The following is a 13,389-nucleotide window of genomic DNA, read 5'->3' as shown; positions in this document are numbered from 1 at the left end:
GACGTCATGCGGATCCACGTCGTCGACCACCCGCTGGTGGCGCACAAACTCACCACGCTGCGCGACAAGCGCACCGATTCCCCGACCTTCCGGCGGCTCGCCGACGAGCTGGTCACCCTCCTCGCGTACGAGGCCACCAGGGATGTGCGGACCGAGCAGGTCGACATCGAGACCCCGGTGACGCCCACGACCGGTGTGAAGCTGTCGCATCCCCGGCCGCTCGTCGTCCCGATCCTGCGCGCCGGTCTCGGCATGCTGGACGGCATGGTGCGGCTGCTGCCGACCGCCGAGGTCGGCTTCCTGGGCATGATCCGCAACGAGGAGACCCTTCAGGCGGAGACGTATGCGACGCGCATGCCCGAGGACCTCTCCGGCCGTCAGGTCTACGTCCTGGACCCGATGCTGGCCACCGGCGGCACGCTCGTCGCGGCCATCCGGGAGCTGATCAAGCGCGGGGCCGACGATGTCACCGCGGTCGTGCTGCTCGCGGCGCCGGAGGGCGTCGAGGTGATGGAGCGCGAGCTCGCCGGCACGCCGGTCACCGTGGTCACCGCCTCGGTCGACGAGCGGCTCAACGAGAGCGGCTACATCGTGCCGGGGCTCGGCGACGCCGGTGACCGGATGTACGGCACCGTCGACTGACGTTCCCGGCCGGCCGGCTCAGCAGGAGGACGGCGCCGGGGCCGGCTTCGTCAGCGCCGTGAGCGCCGAGGCCGCCGCCGCGGGCGTGCTGAACGTCTTGAACTTCGCTCCGATGATCAGATCGACGTCCGCCGTCCTGCGTGCGTCGGTCCTGTGCACGGCCCCGGGAAGCTGGGTGGTCAGCACCGGGAACGAGCCGTTCGCGGCTGCCGGGGCGCCGATCAGCAGTCCGGTCCCGGGCACCTTCTTGTCGTACGCGGCCGGGGCGTTGTCCACCTTGCCGATGACGAAGCCGCGCTTCTTCAGCTCGTCCGCGGCGGCCTTGGCGAGCCCGCTGCGCGGCGTCGCGTTGTAGATGTTGACCTTGATCGTCGCCGGCCTGGGGAGCGCCTTGACGGGGGCCGACGCCTTCGGTGAGGGGCAGGTCTTCGCGCGGTCGGCGGCGTTGGCCTGCTTGTCGCCCCCGGTGAAGACGTCGATGAGCTGGAGCGTGCCCCATCCGGCGAGGCCGAGGGCCGCCACCGCGGCGACCGCCGAGAGGGCCAGCGCGAGGCGGTGACGCGGGCGGCGCATGCGGGGATAGGTGTTCCCCGTGATGCGGTACTTTCCGCCCATGCCGGGAGGGGTCAGCATGCTCATGGGCGCAGCGTAGTGCGACCTGGTGATGATGCCTACTAAACGATCAACGGATGGCACCCATACGAGCATAAAAGCACCCGAAAGGCCCGAAATGGCCCATGGGTGGGAGTGGTGCGGGGGTCAGCCGAGTTCGAGGACGCGCGCGTGCAGCACCTGACGCTGCTGCAGGGCGGCGCGCACGGCACGGTGCAGGCCGTCCTCGAGGTAGAGGTCGCCCTGCCACTTCACGACGTGGGCGAACAGGTCGCCGTAGAACGTGGAGTCCTCGGCGAGGAGGGTCTCGAGGTCCAGCTGGCCCTTGGTGGTCACCAGTTGGTCGAGGCGGACCGGGCGCGGCGCGACATCCGCCCACTGCCGGGTGCTTTCCCGGCCGTGGTCGGGATATGGCCGCCCATTTCCGATGCGCTTGAAGATCACACGGAAAGCCTACCGGGCAAGGGCCTCCGGGCGCAGCCACAGGATGGGACCGTGCCGACGGTCAAAGCGCTACCGAACGATGCAAAACGGACAGGTCTCGGCGTGGGCGGGAGCGGGAGCCGGGACGTGGCGGACCGCCTGGCGCTCGACGGGGCCGTGGCGGCGGGGTCACTCGCCGGTGCGGCAGGCGGTCGAGGGGCCTGCGGTCCCCGGTCCGGTCCGTCGGGCGCGACCGGGACGGGAGGCGTCGCGGTCGGTCTCCGGTGTCACGCCCCGGGCGGTGAGCGGGACTTGCCGCGCGGGGCGTGACGCACGGGATCGCGTTACTCGGTGACGCCGTGCGCGTGGCCCTCGCGCAGCCCCCCGCCGCTGCCCGGCTCACCGGTGGTGGGAGCGGTGGGGACCGGACGGGTCAGGGAGCGGAGGTCGAAGGCATAGGTGCCCACGGCGTTCGCGATCACGTCGATGTTCGTGTCGAAGTGCGCCATGTCGACGTTGTCCAGGTCGTCGCAGGCCGCGTGGTAGCACGGGTCGTACGCGACGCCGGCCGTGCCGCCGAACGTCTCGGCCTGCTCGGCCGTCTTGATGCCCTCGGCGCCCGTGTCCGTCCCGCCGGACGGGATGCCGACCTCGATGAACGGCCCGTAGTCGGAGCGGCCGGTGAAGTCCGTGCCGGTGTGCGGCTCGCCCTTCCGGTCCAGGAAGTCGGTGATGTCACGCTCCAGCTGGGCGGATCCCTCGGGGCCGGGGCCCTCGCCCACGCCGTCGGAGTCGTCGCCGTCGAAGACGAACTGCGCGCCGTTCGGCGAGGCGATCATGTCGAAGTTGAGGTAGAGCGCGACCTGCTCGCGCTGCACCTCGGAGAGCTTCGCGACGTACGCCTCCGAGCCGAGCAGCCCGTTCTCCTCCGCCGACCACCAGGCGAACCGCACCTTGTTGGCGGGCTGCTTGCGGGATTCGGCCAGTTCCAGCGCGACTTCGAGGAGACCGGCCGAGCCGGACCCGTTGTCGTTGATCCCGGGGCCCTCGGTGACCGAGTCCAGGTGCGCGCCGAGCATGACCGTCTTCGCCGCGTCCCCGCGGCGGGTCTCCGCGACGACGTTGCGGGTGGTGCGCTCCTCCTGGAGCTCGCGGATCTCGAAGGAGACCGTCACCTCGCCCGCGGCCAGGTCGGCGACGAGCTTCTCGCCCTCCGCCTGGGTGACCCCGCCGGTGGGTATCTTCCCCGACGTGACGTCCCCGAGGGTGCCGGAGAGCACCCCTTCGGTGTTGTTGTAGATCACCGCACCGGCCGCACCCGCGGTGCCGGCGGCGGCCTGTTTCACGGCGAAGGAGCAGCCGCCGCGCTTGATCAGCGCGATCTTCCCGGTGAAGGCCGCGGAGGAGTAGTCGGCCGCCTCGCAGCCGGTGGTGCCGTCGACGGGGACGGCGACGAGGGCCGCCCGGATGCCGCCGGCCTCGGTGGACCTCGTGTACGTCATCGCCTTGATGTCGACGTCACGTGGCGTGGGGGAGACCACGGAGAGCTTCTCGGCGAGGGTCTCGGTGTAGACGAAGTCGAACGACTGGTAGTCGACCTCGTAGCCGGCCTTCTGCAGCAGCCGGTAGACGTAGGCGGCGGAGGCGTCGTGGCCGAGCGAGCCGGCCGCGCGGTGGCCCTGAGCCGAGTCGGCTATCGCCTGGAAGCGCTGCAGATGCCGGTACGCGTCCTCGGCGGACGCGTCGCGCACGAGCTGCCGCGACAGCTTCGCGGCGGCCTTGGCCGGGTCGTGCGACGCGGGTCCCGGGTTCGGGGACGCGGCGAGGAGGAGCGGTGTGGCCAGGGCGGTGGCGGCCACGACAGCCATGGCTCTGCGACGAGTTGCGTGCACAGGAGTCCTTCCGGTGTGAACGGATGTGCAGGAAAGCTAGCGAGTGGGCCGGGCCCTGTGAACCCCGGGACCGGTCGCGGACCGCTGTGTGGCCCGTTCGTGATCACTTGGACCGGCCCGCCCTGGCCGCCGCTTTCGCCCGCTGCTTGTACGCCCGCACCTCGGCGAGCGAGTCGGGCCCGGTGATGTCGGCCACCGAGCGGTGCGAGCCCGCCTCGCCGTACGGCCCGGCGGCCTCCCGCCACCCCGTGGGGCGTACACCGAACTGCTTGCCGAGCAGTGCCAGGAAGATCTGCGCCTTCTGGGTGCCGAAGCCGGGCAGCGCGTGGAGCCGTTCCAGCAGCTCGGCACCGGTCGCGGCGTCCGCCCAGACCGCGCTCGCCTCCCCGCCGTACTCCGCCACCAGGTACTGGCAGAGTTGCTGCACCCGTGTGGCCATGGAGCCGGGATAGCGGTGCAGCGCGGGCTTCGCGGTGAAGAGTCCGGTGAACGCCTCCGGGTCGTACGCGGCGATCTCCTGGGCGTCCAGATCGTCCGATCCCATGCGTCCGGCCAGGGTGAAGGGTCCGGTGAACGCCCATTCCATCGGCACCTGCTGGTCCAGCAGCATGCCGACGAGGGCGGCCAGCGGACTGCGTCCCAGGAGCTCGTCCGCCTCCGGCTGCTGGGCGATCCGTACGGTTCGGGCCTCGCCGTCGTCGCTCTTGGTCATGTCTTCGATGATCGCGAGAGCGGCGGGGTTCCGCATTCCCGGCGGTGCGTACGGCTCCGCCGTGTCAGGGGACCAGCCGGGCCGCGCGCGCAGACAGCGGGCCATAGGGTGCGCTGAGCGTGCCGCCTCGTGGTCCCAGCGGGTGCGGGCCTGCTCGTAGAGCGGGATCAGCTCTCCGTGCGGTCCGCCGCGGGCAGCACTGCGGGCCTCGGTGAGCGGCATGAGCGCCGGCAGGCCGGTGACCCGGCCCTCCCTGGGCAGGAGCCCGCGTACGCAACGGGTCAGCCGGATGCTCTCACAGGGGACGCCGGAGCCCGGGGCGGGTTCTCGGCACCACGCGGGGGTTTCCCGAAATCACTCCGCCGCGCAGGCCCGCGACCACGTCCCAGTAGAGTTCGGCTGCGTCATCCACCGAAACACCGAGGTGCAGGCTGTGCCCCCCGCGTCATCCGTACCCCCAGCCCCCCTGCCCGTTTCCGTCGTGACCGTCGTGGGACTCGGCGCCGACGGATGGGCGGGTCTGCCGGACGCGGCGCGCTCCGCGCTCCTGGACGCCGAGGTCCTGATCGGCGGTGAACGCCAGCTGGGGCTGCTCCCGCCGGTGTGCGCGGGGCGGCGCGTGCCCTGGCCCTCCCCCTTGCGGCCCGCCGTGCGCGGCCTGCTCGCCGCTCACGCGGGCAGCCGGATCGCCGTCCTGGCCAGCGGGGACCCCATGTTCTACGGCATCGGGCGGGCCCTCACCGAGGAGCTGGGGGCCGGGGCGCTGCACGTCCTGCCGCACCCCTCCTCGGTGTCGTACGCCTGCGCACGGCTCGGCTGGCCCGTGGAGGACACGGAGACCGTCACGCTCGTCGGGCGTCCCACGGCCCGGCTGGCCGCCGCGCTGCACGACGGGCGCCGGCTGCTGGTCCTCAGCGCCGACTCCGCGACCCCCGCCGCGGTGGCGGCCCTGCTGCGGGACCACGGCTTCGGGCCGAGCCGGATGCGGGTGCTCGAACAGCTGGGCGGCACGGACGAGGACTGCCTGGACGGCACCGCGGACACCTGGACCCATCCGTCCGGCGACCCGCTCAACGTCATCGCGGTGGACTGCCGGGCCACCCCGGACGCCCTGCGCCTCGGCGCCGTACCGGGTCTGCCGGACGAGGCGTACGAGCACGACGGACAGCTCACCAAGCGGCATGTGCGGGCGGCCACTCTGGGCGTGCTCGCGCCCGCGCCCGGCGAGCTCCTGTGGGACGTCGGCGGCGGCTCCGGCTCGATCGCGGTGGAGTGGCTGCGGACCCATCCGTCCTGCCGCGCGGTCACCGTGGAGCGCGACCCGGAGCGTGCGCGGCGCATCCTCCGCAACGCGGACCGGCTCGGTGTCCCCGCGCTGCGTGTGGTCAGCGGCCGGGCGCCGGAGGCCCTGGCCGGACTGCCCGTGCCCGACGCCGTGTTCATCGGCGGCGGACTCACCGTCCCCGGCCTGCTCGACGCCTGCTGGGACGCCCTGCCCGCGGGCGGCCGGCTGGTCGCCAACACCGTCACGCTGGAGTCCGAGGCGCTGCTCGCGGACCGGTACCGGCGGTTCGGGGGCGACCTGGTGCGGCTCGCGGTGGCCCACGCGGTGCCGGTCGGCGGGTTCACGGGGTGGCGGCAGGCCATGCCCGTCACGCAGTGGTCCGTACGCAAGGCCCATCCGACCCCCTCAGGAGACAACTGATGACCGTGTACTTCATCGGCGCGGGCCCCGGCGCCGCCGACCTGATCACCGTGCGCGGCGCCCGGATCCTCGCCGCCAGTCCGGTCTGCCTGTACGCGGGCAGTCTGGTCCCGCGCGAGCTGCTCGCGCAGTGCCCGCCGGACGCCCTGCTCGTGGACACCGCGCAGCTCGACATCGACCGGATCACCGCCGAGCTGGTCCGGGCGCACGAGGGCGGGCACGACGTCGCCCGGCTGCACTCGGGCGATCCCTCGGTCTTCAGCGCGGTCAACGAGCAGATGCGACGGCTGGACGAGGCGGGCGTGCCGTACGAGGTCGTGCCGGGGGTACCCGCGTTCGCCGCGGCGGCGGCCGCGCTGAAGCGTGAGCTGACGGTGCCGACGGTCGGGCAGACGGTGATCCTCACGCGCATCGCCCAGCGCGCGACCGCGATGCCCGAGGGCGAGGACCTGGCCACGCTGGGCCGCAGCGGTGCGCTGATCGTGCTGCACCTGGCCGCGCAGTACGTGGACCGGGTCGTCGAGGAACTGCTGCCGCACTACGGGGCCGACTGCCCGGCCGCGGTGGTGGCCATGGCGTCGCGTCCGGACGAGATCATCCTGCGCGGACCGCTGGACTCCATCGCGGAGCAGATGAAGGCGGCCGGCGTGGTCCGGACCGCGGTGATCATGGTGGGCCGGACGCTGGGCGCGGAGCAGTTCCGGGACAGTCACCTGTACTCCCCGACCAGGGACCGCCACACCTGCTGAGCGCACTCCCGGACTGCGGGTCACCGGCCCCCCGGCCGGGTCGCGGCGTCGCGACCGGCCGGGGGAACCCGCCCCGCGGCACCGTCAGCGCACCTCGCTCCGGCCCACCACCGTGCCCGCCCGGTCGACGCAGATCACGTCCACCGCCACCGGCGCCCCGCGCAGCACCGACAGCGCCTGGTCCCGGGCCGCCACCGCCACCAGGTCGCCCAGGGGCACCCCGGCCGCCCTGCACAGCTGCAGCGCCGCGAGACCGGTGTTGGCCACCTCGATCTCGGCGGCCAGGGCCTCGCTCGCCCCGCCCTGCCGCGCCAGCCGCGCCAGGAACGGCTTGTCGACCTGGGAACGGCCGGAGTGCAGGTCCAGGTGACCGGCGGCGAGCTTGGACAGCTTGGCGAACCCGCCGCAGACCGTCAGCCGGTCCACCGGATGACGGCGTACGTACTTCAGCACCGCACCCGCGAAGTCACCCATGTCCAGCAGGGCGATCTCCGGCAGCCCGTACTCGGCCACCACCGTCTTCTCCGAGGTCGAGCCCGTGCACCCCGCCACATGGGTGTGCCCGGCCGCCAGCGCCACGTCCACGCCCCGGCGGATCGAGTCGATCCAGGCAGAGCAGGAGTACGGCACCACGACGCCCGTCGTGCCCAGGATCGAGAGCCCGCCCAGGATGCCCAGGCGAATGTTCCACGTGAAACGTGCGATCTCCTCGCCGTTGTCCACCGAGATCGTGATCTCGACGTCTCCGGCGTCCCCGTGTTCCGCCGCCACCCGTGCCACGTGGTCCCGCATCATCTGGCGGGGTACGGGGTTGACCGCGGGCTCCCCGACGTCGAGCGGCAGGCCCGGGAGCGTCACCGTGCCCACGCCGGGCCCGGCCCGGAACACCACCCCGGACCCCGGCGGGAGCAGCCGTACGGTGGAGCGTACGAGCGCGCCGTGCGTGACGTCCGGGTCGTCGCCGGCGTCCTTGACCACGCCCGCCGTGGCCCGCCCCTCGGCGAGCTCCTCCACCGCGAGGGCGAAGGCAGGGGTCTGGCCCCTGGGCAGCGTGATCGTCACCGGGTCGGGGAACTCGCCGGTCAGCAGCGCGGTGTACGCGGCCGTGGTCGCGGCCGTCGCACAGGCACCGGTCGTCCATCCCGGCCGCAGACCGGTGTGCTTGAGTTGGGCGTTGCGCCCGCCCTGCGCCTCACTGCTCATGGATGGACCGGTCCCATGCCCTTGCACGTACTCGTTCTCGGTGGCACGACGGAGGCCCGCCGCCTCGCCGAGTGCCTGGTGGCCGCGGACGGACTGCCCGCGACACGGGTGACCAGTTCGCTCGCGGGCCGGGTGGCCCGTCCGAAACTCCCGCCGGGCGAGACGCGCGTCGGCGGTTTCGGCGGAGCCGACGGCATGGCGGAATGGCTCCGCGCACACCGAGTGGATGCGGTCATCGACGCCACCCATCCTTTCGCCGGGACGATCAGTTTCCACGCGGCCTCGGCCGCCTCCTCGGTCCATGTTCCCCTGCTGGCGCTGCGCCGGCCCGGCTGGGTGCCCTCGGACGGCGACCGGTGGCACATGGCCGGCTCCCTGGCGGGGGCGGCGGAGCTCCTGCCGGGGCTGGGGCGGCGTGTCTTCCTCACGACGGGGCGCATGGGCCTGGCCGCGTTCGCGGGGCTGGACTCGCTGTGGTTCCTGATGCGCTCGGTGGACGCCCCCGAAGCCCCGCACCCGGCACGGATGGAGGTCCTGCTGGACCGGGGACCGTTCGCCCTGGCCGGGGAGCGGGAGCTCATCCGGCGGTACGGCATCGACGTCCTCGTGACGAAGGACAGCGGCGGCGACGCGACCGCCCCCAAACTCACCGCCGCCCGCGAGGCCGGGATCCCGGTCGTCGTGGTGCGCCGCCCGCCGGTCCCCGGCGGCGTACCGGTGGCCGGGACCCCGGAGGAGGCCCTCGCCTGGCTGCGGGACCTCGCAGGACCGGCAGCCCGGTCCTCCAGCGGCGGGTCCTAGACGCCTGTGCGGCCGTCGATCCGTTCACGGACGAGGTCGGCGTGGCCGCAGTGACGGGCGTACTCGCCGATCATGTGCGTGGAGAGCCGGCGCAGGGTGACCTGGCCGCCCATGAAGGGACTGGTGTCGTCGAGTGCGCGGGACGCGCAGTTCTCCCGGGCCCGGTCGATCTCGGCCTGCCACACGGGCAGTGCCTCCTCGTAGTCGAGGTCAGCGACGAGTACGTGGCGGCGGGGGAGGTCGCGGGGAATCTGCTGCGGGATTCCCGGGCGAAGTGGCTGGCAGGCGAGTGCGAGGCCACCGTGGAATTCGAGTTCGACCGTCCCACCGCCCTCACCGGCTACACGCTGACGTCCGCCAACGACTTCCCGGACCGTGACCCCCGGGAGTGGACCCTGTCGGGCTCGCGGGACGGCAGCCGGTGGACGGAGCTGGACTCCCGGACCGGGCAGAGCTTCCCCGAGCGCTTCGAGAGCAGGACGTTCCGGATCGGCGCCGCCCCGGCCGCCTCGAGATCACCGCCAACGGGGGCGTGGGCGAGGTACAGCTCTCCGGCGTGCGGTTCGCCGGAGTAGCCTCGGACGATTTCAGCGGTTACTACCAGCGGTACGACGAGGGCCCCATCGGATACCGGGGCACGGCCGTCGTCACCGCGGACGACTCCGCGGAGCGCGAGCGGACGGCCCGTCTCACGGCGGAGCTGGAGCGGGCGGCCCGCAGTCCGGCCGAAGCGTCCGGGTCCGTCGGCAGGCTGGCCGAGTGGGTCCGCGACCGCTGAGCGGGGACCGTCCGTCCGGGCACCGGCCGGGTCCCCGACCGGTGCCCGTCGCTCCGCTACCGCTCGGGCGGCCCCGGGCGCCCGAGCTGCGGGTCAGCCCTCCGGGTAGCGGCGCGGTGTCCAGACGATCTGCCGGCCGTCGCCCCGCCGCACCCAACGGGTCTGTGAGGAACCCACGATCAGGATCGTCCGCATGTCGACCTCCGCCGGGTCGAGATCGGCGAGCCGCACCGTACGCACGCTCTCCGCAGGCCCGCCGACATCGCGCCCGAGCACCACGGGTGTGTCCGGGGAGCGGTGCTCCAGCAGCAGGTCGCGGGCCTTGCCGACCTGCCAGGTCCGGCTGCGGGAGCCGGGGTTGTACAGCGCCATCACCAGGTCGGCCGCCGCCGCCGCGCGCAGCCGTTCGGCGACGACCTCCCAGGGCTTGAGCCGGTCCGAGAGCGAGAGGGTGGCGTAGTCGTGGCCCAGCGGAGCACCCGCACGGGCGGCCGCGGCGTTGGCCGCGGTCACCCCGGGCAGCACCCGTACCGCTATGTCCGTGTACGCCTCCTGCGAGGCCACTTCCAGCACGGCCGTCGCCATGGCGAAGACTCCCGGGTCACCACCGGACACGACGGCCACGCGGCGTCCCCGGCGTGCCAGGTCCAGGGCGAATTCGGCGCGCTCCGACTCGACCTTGTTGTCGGAGCCGTGGCGCCGCTGCCCCGGGCGCACCGGGACCCGGTCCAGGTACGTTGTGTAGCCGACGAGGTCGTCGGCGGCGGCGAGCGCCCCGCGCGTCTCGGGCGTCAGCCACAGCGGTCCGGCGGGGCCGGTGCCCACGACGACCACCTCGCCGGTGCCCGGGCCCGCTGCCGGTGAGGGGCGGGGCGCGTCGATCCTGCTGGGCAGCACCGCGACCGCGAAGTACGGCACCGAGCCGGCGTCCGTGTCCGCCAGGTCCCCGGTGCGCTCACCGGCCATCGTGGCCCGCTCGACGTACCGCGCCTCGGGCAGCCGCCCGGACGCCTCGAACGCGCGGCGCACGGCGGGGAACGTACGGCCCAGCTTCATCACCACCGCGGAGTCCGTGGCCGCCAGACGTGCCGTCAGCTCCTCCTCCGGCAGCGTGCCGGGCAGGATCGTCAGCACCTCCTCGCCCTCGACGAGCGGGGTGCCGAGCCGGGCGGCGGCGGCGCTGACCGAGGTGACACCGGGGATGACCTCGGTGGTGTAACGGTGTGCGAGCCGCTTGTGCATGTGCTGGTACGAGCCGTAGAAGAGCGGGTCGCCCTCGGCGAGCACGGCGACGGTGCGTCCGGCGTCGAGGTGCACGGCGAGCCGGGCCGCTGCCTCGGCGTAGAACTCGTCCAGTGCGCCCCGGTAGCCGCCGGGGTGGTCCGTGGTCTCCGTCGTGAGGGGGTAGACCAGCGCCTCCTCGATGTGGTCGGCGCGGATGTGCTGCGCCGCGATCGAGCGGGCGATGGAGCGGCCGTGGCGGGCGGAGTGGTACGCCACGACATCGGCCTCGGCGATGATCTGGACGGCCCGCACGGTCATCAGGGCCGGGTCGCCGGGGCCGAGCCCGACGCCGTACAGCCGCCCGGTGCCGCCGGAGGTCTGCTGCTCGCTCACGCTCACTCCTCCTCGCTGGCGATCGCGTTGAGGGCGGCGGCCGCCAGGGCACTGCCGCCGCGCCGGCCGCGCACGATCAGGTGCTCCAGACCGGACGGGTGGACGGCCAGGGCCTCCTTGGACTCGGCGGCCCCGATGAAGCCGACCGGTACGCCGATGACGGCCGCCGGGCGGGGAGCGCCCTCCTCGATCATCTCCAGCAGCCGGAAGAGCGCGGTGGGCGCGTTGCCGACGGCGACGACGGCTCCCTCCATCCGGTCGCGCCACAGCTCCAGGGCGGCGGCGCTGCGGGTGGTGCCGAGCTTCGCGGCCAGCCCGGGGACGGCCGGGTCGGACAGGGTGCAGATCACGTCGTTGTCCGCGGGCAGGCGCTTACGGGTGACACCGCTGGCGACCATGGCCACGTCGCACAGGATCGGCGCACCGGAGCGCAGTGCCGCGCGGGCGTCGGCCACGGCGCTCGGCGAGAAGGCGAGATCGCGTACGAGATCGACCATGCCGCAGGCGTGGATCATGCGGACGGCGACCTGGCTCACGTCGGCGGGCAGCCCGGCCAGATCCGCCTCCGCGCGGATGGTGGCGAAGGACTGGCGGTAGATCGCCGGTCCGTCCTTCTCGTACTGATGCACAGTGCTGTCGCTTTCTTTCTTCAGGGCTGCAACGGGTTCTGGACGGTCAGGCGGTACGGGCGTTCCGCGCCGCCGCCACCGCGGCGGCGAGCGCGGCCGGGTTGTCCCGGATCGTCGCCGCGGCGGTGGTCCGGTCCCCCCGTACGTGGGAGATCCGGTGTCCTTCCGGGGTGGCGACCACGTCGATCCACTCCCCGTGCGGATGGCCGCACCGGCGTTCGCACCCGGACCAGTACACAGGGAGGCGTCCGGCCGGTCCGACGGCGGCCCCCGCCTGGGCCCGCACATCGGCCAGCGACTTCGCGCAGCCGGGCTGTCCGACGCAGGCTCCCACTCCGGCCCACGGCGAGCCGGGACCGACGATCAGACCTGCCTCGGAGAGGCTGCGGAGGAGGCCGTCCACGCGGTCGGGTGCGGCGCCGGTGACGACGGCGCCGCGCCACGGGGTGAGCCTCAGCTCGCCGGCGCCCGACAGGAGCCGCCACTGCTCCCGGTCCAGGCGTCCCAGCGGTACGCCGACCGACAGCGCGACCTCACGGCGGTTGCCCCGCACGGGCCCCGGGGCCGGGGGACAGGCTTCGGGCGGGCGGGGGAGGGAGGCCGGTGCGACGGTGATCCCGGCGTTCCGCAGCCGTCGGGAGACCTCGCCGGCCAGGGTGGCCGCCGCGTCGGCGGGCAGGTCCTTCACCCGCCAGGCGCCGGAGTCACGGGCCGCGTCCAGGAAGGCTCCGGCGGCGAGAAGGACGGCGCGCGGCCCGTCGGCGGCCGGGACGCGGAGGACGGTGTCCGTGTCCCCGACGCGCAGCATCGCGCTGCCGTCGGCACGGGCCAGCAGGGCGAGGTCGGCGCCGAGCGCGTCGACATCGCCGCGGCCGTCGTCGAGCGCGAACAGGAACCGGCCGGAGAGAGCGGTGGTGCGGTCGCTGGCGCAGACGAGGCGGTCCAGTTCGGCCAGCCACGGTCCGATGTCCGCGGACCCGAGGGCGTCGAGACCCGAGAGGGGGGAGGCGACGACGTTGCGCACCCGCTCATGGCGTTCGGAGGGCAGCAGCCCGGCCCCGCCCAGCAGCCGGGCCAACTCCGCACCGCAGTCCGGGTCGAGGCCGCGCAGCTGCACGTTGCCGCGCGAGGTGAGATGCAACTCACCGTCGCCCAGCCGCAGGGCGGCCTCCAGGAGAGCCTCCGCCCGAGCCGCCGTCAGCACCCCGCCGGGTATGCGGACCCGTGCCAGCGCACCGTCGTCCGCCTGGTGCAGACGCAGTGTTCCGGGGCAGGCGTCAGGACTGCTCCGGGCACACGAATCGCCCGGGGACCGGGGCGAAATGGGGGATGCGGACATGGCGGCGAGCATACCCACCGTGACTACGGCGCACCCGTGCGGTCACTGTGAGCCGCAGGACACCCGGCCGCCCGGCGCCGGAGGTCCGCGCTCCGTGAGGGGCCGTCTGGTCACGCCCCCCCACCTGCCGCCTACTATGCCTAGCGGCGGTCCGTACGGCCCGCCGACGCCAGACGGCGACATGGGAGGAAGCCCGGTGAGATTCCGGCGCGGTCCCGCCACTGTGAGCCCGGTCCACCACCGGGCGAGTCAGGAACTCCTTTCCCCCAACGCCCGGCTCCGCCCGA

Annotated in this window: 14 protein-coding genes, 2 pseudogenes and 1 riboswitch; of the genes and pseudogenes, 6 read left to right on the top strand and 10 right to left on the bottom strand. The window is 73.6% G+C overall.

From position 1 onward, the window contains the following. The first annotated feature begins 6 nt into the window (after positions 1-6). Positions 7-642: a uracil phosphoribosyltransferase gene (gene upp, locus AB0F38_RS25450; RefSeq protein ID WP_361897709.1), complete on the top strand. Its 636-nt coding sequence runs from the start codon at positions 7-9 to the stop codon at positions 640-642. An 18-nt stretch (positions 643-660) separates the two neighbouring features. Here the strand turns inward: upp and AB0F38_RS25445 are convergent, their stop codons facing one another. The 5 genes and pseudogenes from AB0F38_RS25445 to AB0F38_RS25425 all read right to left on the bottom strand — a co-directional run. Next, entirely contained in the window at positions 661-1,257 is a 597-nt protein-coding gene (locus AB0F38_RS25445; protein WP_361897975.1) for a LytR C-terminal domain-containing protein, read from the bottom strand. Positions 1,258-1,401: 144 nt separating this feature from the next. Beyond that, positions 1,402-1,698: a type II toxin-antitoxin system VapB family antitoxin gene (locus AB0F38_RS25440; RefSeq protein ID WP_003955420.1), complete on the bottom strand. Its 297-nt coding sequence runs from the start codon at positions 1,696-1,698 to the stop codon at positions 1,402-1,404. A gap of 323 nt (positions 1,699-2,021) precedes the next feature. Next, complete coding sequence (locus AB0F38_RS25435; RefSeq protein WP_361897972.1) at positions 2,022-3,545, bottom strand: M28 family metallopeptidase; 1,524 nt, start codon at positions 3,543-3,545, stop codon at positions 2,022-2,024. Positions 3,546-3,672: 127 nt separating this feature from the next. After that, entirely contained in the window at positions 3,673-4,281 is a 609-nt protein-coding gene (locus AB0F38_RS25430; RefSeq protein ID WP_361897969.1) for an HhH-GPD-type base excision DNA repair protein, read from the bottom strand. Between the two features lie 114 nt (positions 4,282-4,395). Further along, positions 4,396-4,566: pseudogene (locus AB0F38_RS25425) on the bottom strand (DUF6596 domain-containing protein); the annotation flags it as partial. Positions 4,567-4,714: 148 nt separating this feature from the next. On the opposite strand from AB0F38_RS25425, the gene cbiE reads away from it, so the two are divergent. Both cbiE and cobM read left to right on the top strand, forming a co-directional pair. Then, positions 4,715-5,986: a precorrin-6y C5,15-methyltransferase (decarboxylating) subunit CbiE gene (cbiE, locus tag AB0F38_RS25420; protein ID WP_361897706.1), complete on the top strand. Its 1,272-nt coding sequence runs from the start codon at positions 4,715-4,717 to the stop codon at positions 5,984-5,986. After that, positions 5,986-6,735 (top strand): precorrin-4 C(11)-methyltransferase, encoded by a 750-nt coding sequence (gene cobM / locus AB0F38_RS25415; RefSeq protein ID WP_361897703.1) that lies wholly within the window; start codon positions 5,986-5,988, stop codon positions 6,733-6,735. Before cbiE ends, cobM begins: the two co-directional genes overlap by 1 nt. A gap of 84 nt (positions 6,736-6,819) precedes the next feature. Here the strand turns inward: cobM and AB0F38_RS25410 are convergent, their stop codons facing one another. Next, entirely contained in the window at positions 6,820-7,938 is a 1,119-nt protein-coding gene (locus AB0F38_RS25410; RefSeq protein WP_361897700.1) for a cobalt-precorrin-5B (C(1))-methyltransferase, read from the bottom strand. A 21-nt stretch (positions 7,939-7,959) separates the two neighbouring features. Between AB0F38_RS25410 and AB0F38_RS25405 the strand changes: the two genes are divergently transcribed. Further along, a complete protein-coding gene (locus AB0F38_RS25405) occupies positions 7,960-8,739 on the top strand; it encodes a cobalt-precorrin-6A reductase (RefSeq protein ID WP_361897966.1) in 780 nt (259 codons plus the stop codon). Here AB0F38_RS25405 and AB0F38_RS25400 read toward each other — a convergent pair. Then, positions 8,736-8,942: pseudogene (locus AB0F38_RS25400) on the bottom strand (DUF664 domain-containing protein); the annotation flags it as partial. The gene AB0F38_RS25405 and the pseudogene AB0F38_RS25400 sit on opposite strands and share 4 nt — an antisense overlap. A gap of 21 nt (positions 8,943-8,963) precedes the next feature. Between AB0F38_RS25400 and AB0F38_RS25395 the strand changes: the two are divergent. Continuing rightward, positions 8,964-9,314, top strand: coding sequence for a hypothetical protein (locus tag AB0F38_RS25395; RefSeq protein WP_361897697.1), 351 nt, complete (start codon positions 8,964-8,966; stop codon positions 9,312-9,314). Beyond that, positions 9,296-9,517: a hypothetical protein gene (locus AB0F38_RS25390; protein ID WP_361897695.1), complete on the top strand. Its 222-nt coding sequence runs from the start codon at positions 9,296-9,298 to the stop codon at positions 9,515-9,517. The genes AB0F38_RS25395 and AB0F38_RS25390 overlap by 19 nt, the downstream gene beginning before the upstream one ends. A gap of 93 nt (positions 9,518-9,610) precedes the next feature. Here AB0F38_RS25390 and cobJ read toward each other — a convergent pair whose 3' ends face one another. Genes cobJ through AB0F38_RS25375 form a run of 3 tightly spaced genes read right to left on the bottom strand, consistent with a single transcriptional unit; the run spans position 9,611 to position 13,114 of the window. Continuing rightward, positions 9,611-11,140, bottom strand: a complete 1,530-nt coding sequence (cobJ, locus tag AB0F38_RS25385; protein ID WP_361897692.1) for a precorrin-3B C(17)-methyltransferase — start codon at positions 11,138-11,140, stop codon at positions 9,611-9,613. Beyond that, positions 11,137-11,763, bottom strand: coding sequence for a precorrin-8X methylmutase (locus AB0F38_RS25380; RefSeq protein ID WP_361897689.1), 627 nt, complete (start codon positions 11,761-11,763; stop codon positions 11,137-11,139). Before AB0F38_RS25380 ends, cobJ begins: the two co-directional genes overlap by 4 nt. A gap of 46 nt (positions 11,764-11,809) precedes the next feature. Next, positions 11,810-13,114 (bottom strand): cobalamin biosynthesis protein CobG, encoded by a 1,305-nt coding sequence (locus tag AB0F38_RS25375; RefSeq protein ID WP_361897686.1) that lies wholly within the window; start codon positions 13,112-13,114, stop codon positions 11,810-11,812. A gap of 173 nt (positions 13,115-13,287) precedes the next feature. Next, a riboswitch (cobalamin riboswitch) is annotated at positions 13,288-13,361 on the top strand. The last annotated feature ends 28 nt before the right edge of the window (positions 13,362-13,389 follow it).

It is taken from the genome of Streptomyces sp. NPDC025273 (assembly GCF_040638585.1).
Taxonomy (GTDB): Bacteria; Actinomycetota; Actinomycetes; order Streptomycetales; family Streptomycetaceae; genus Streptomyces; species Streptomyces cinereorectus.
The sequence above is the reverse complement of the archived record's forward strand: the minus strand, read 5'-3'. Positions and strand labels throughout refer to the sequence as shown.

What these genes read in the sequence shown, in the direction of transcription:
- upp (WP_361897709.1), top strand. Translation starts at nt 7, where the DNA reads ATGCGGATCCACGTCGTCGACCACCCGCTGGTGGCGCACAAACTCACC.
- AB0F38_RS25445 (WP_361897975.1), bottom strand. Translation starts at nt 1,257, where the DNA reads ATGGGCGGAAAGTACCGCATCACGGGGAACACCTATCCCCGCATGCGC.
- AB0F38_RS25410 (WP_361897700.1), bottom strand. Translation starts at nt 7,938, where the DNA reads ATGAGCAGTGAGGCGCAGGGCGGGCGCAACGCCCAACTCAAGCACACC.
- AB0F38_RS25435 (WP_361897972.1), bottom strand. Translation starts at nt 3,545, where the DNA reads ATGGCTGTCGTGGCCGCCACCGCCCTGGCCACACCGCTCCTCCTCGCC.
- AB0F38_RS25375 (WP_361897686.1), bottom strand. Translation starts at nt 13,114, where the DNA reads ATGCTCGCCGCCATGTCCGCATCCCCCATTTCGCCCCGGTCCCCGGGC.
- cobM (WP_361897703.1), top strand. Translation starts at nt 5,986, where the DNA reads ATGACCGTGTACTTCATCGGCGCGGGCCCCGGCGCCGCCGACCTGATC.
- AB0F38_RS25430 (WP_361897969.1), bottom strand. Translation starts at nt 4,281, where the DNA reads ATGACCAAGAGCGACGACGGCGAGGCCCGAACCGTACGGATCGCCCAG.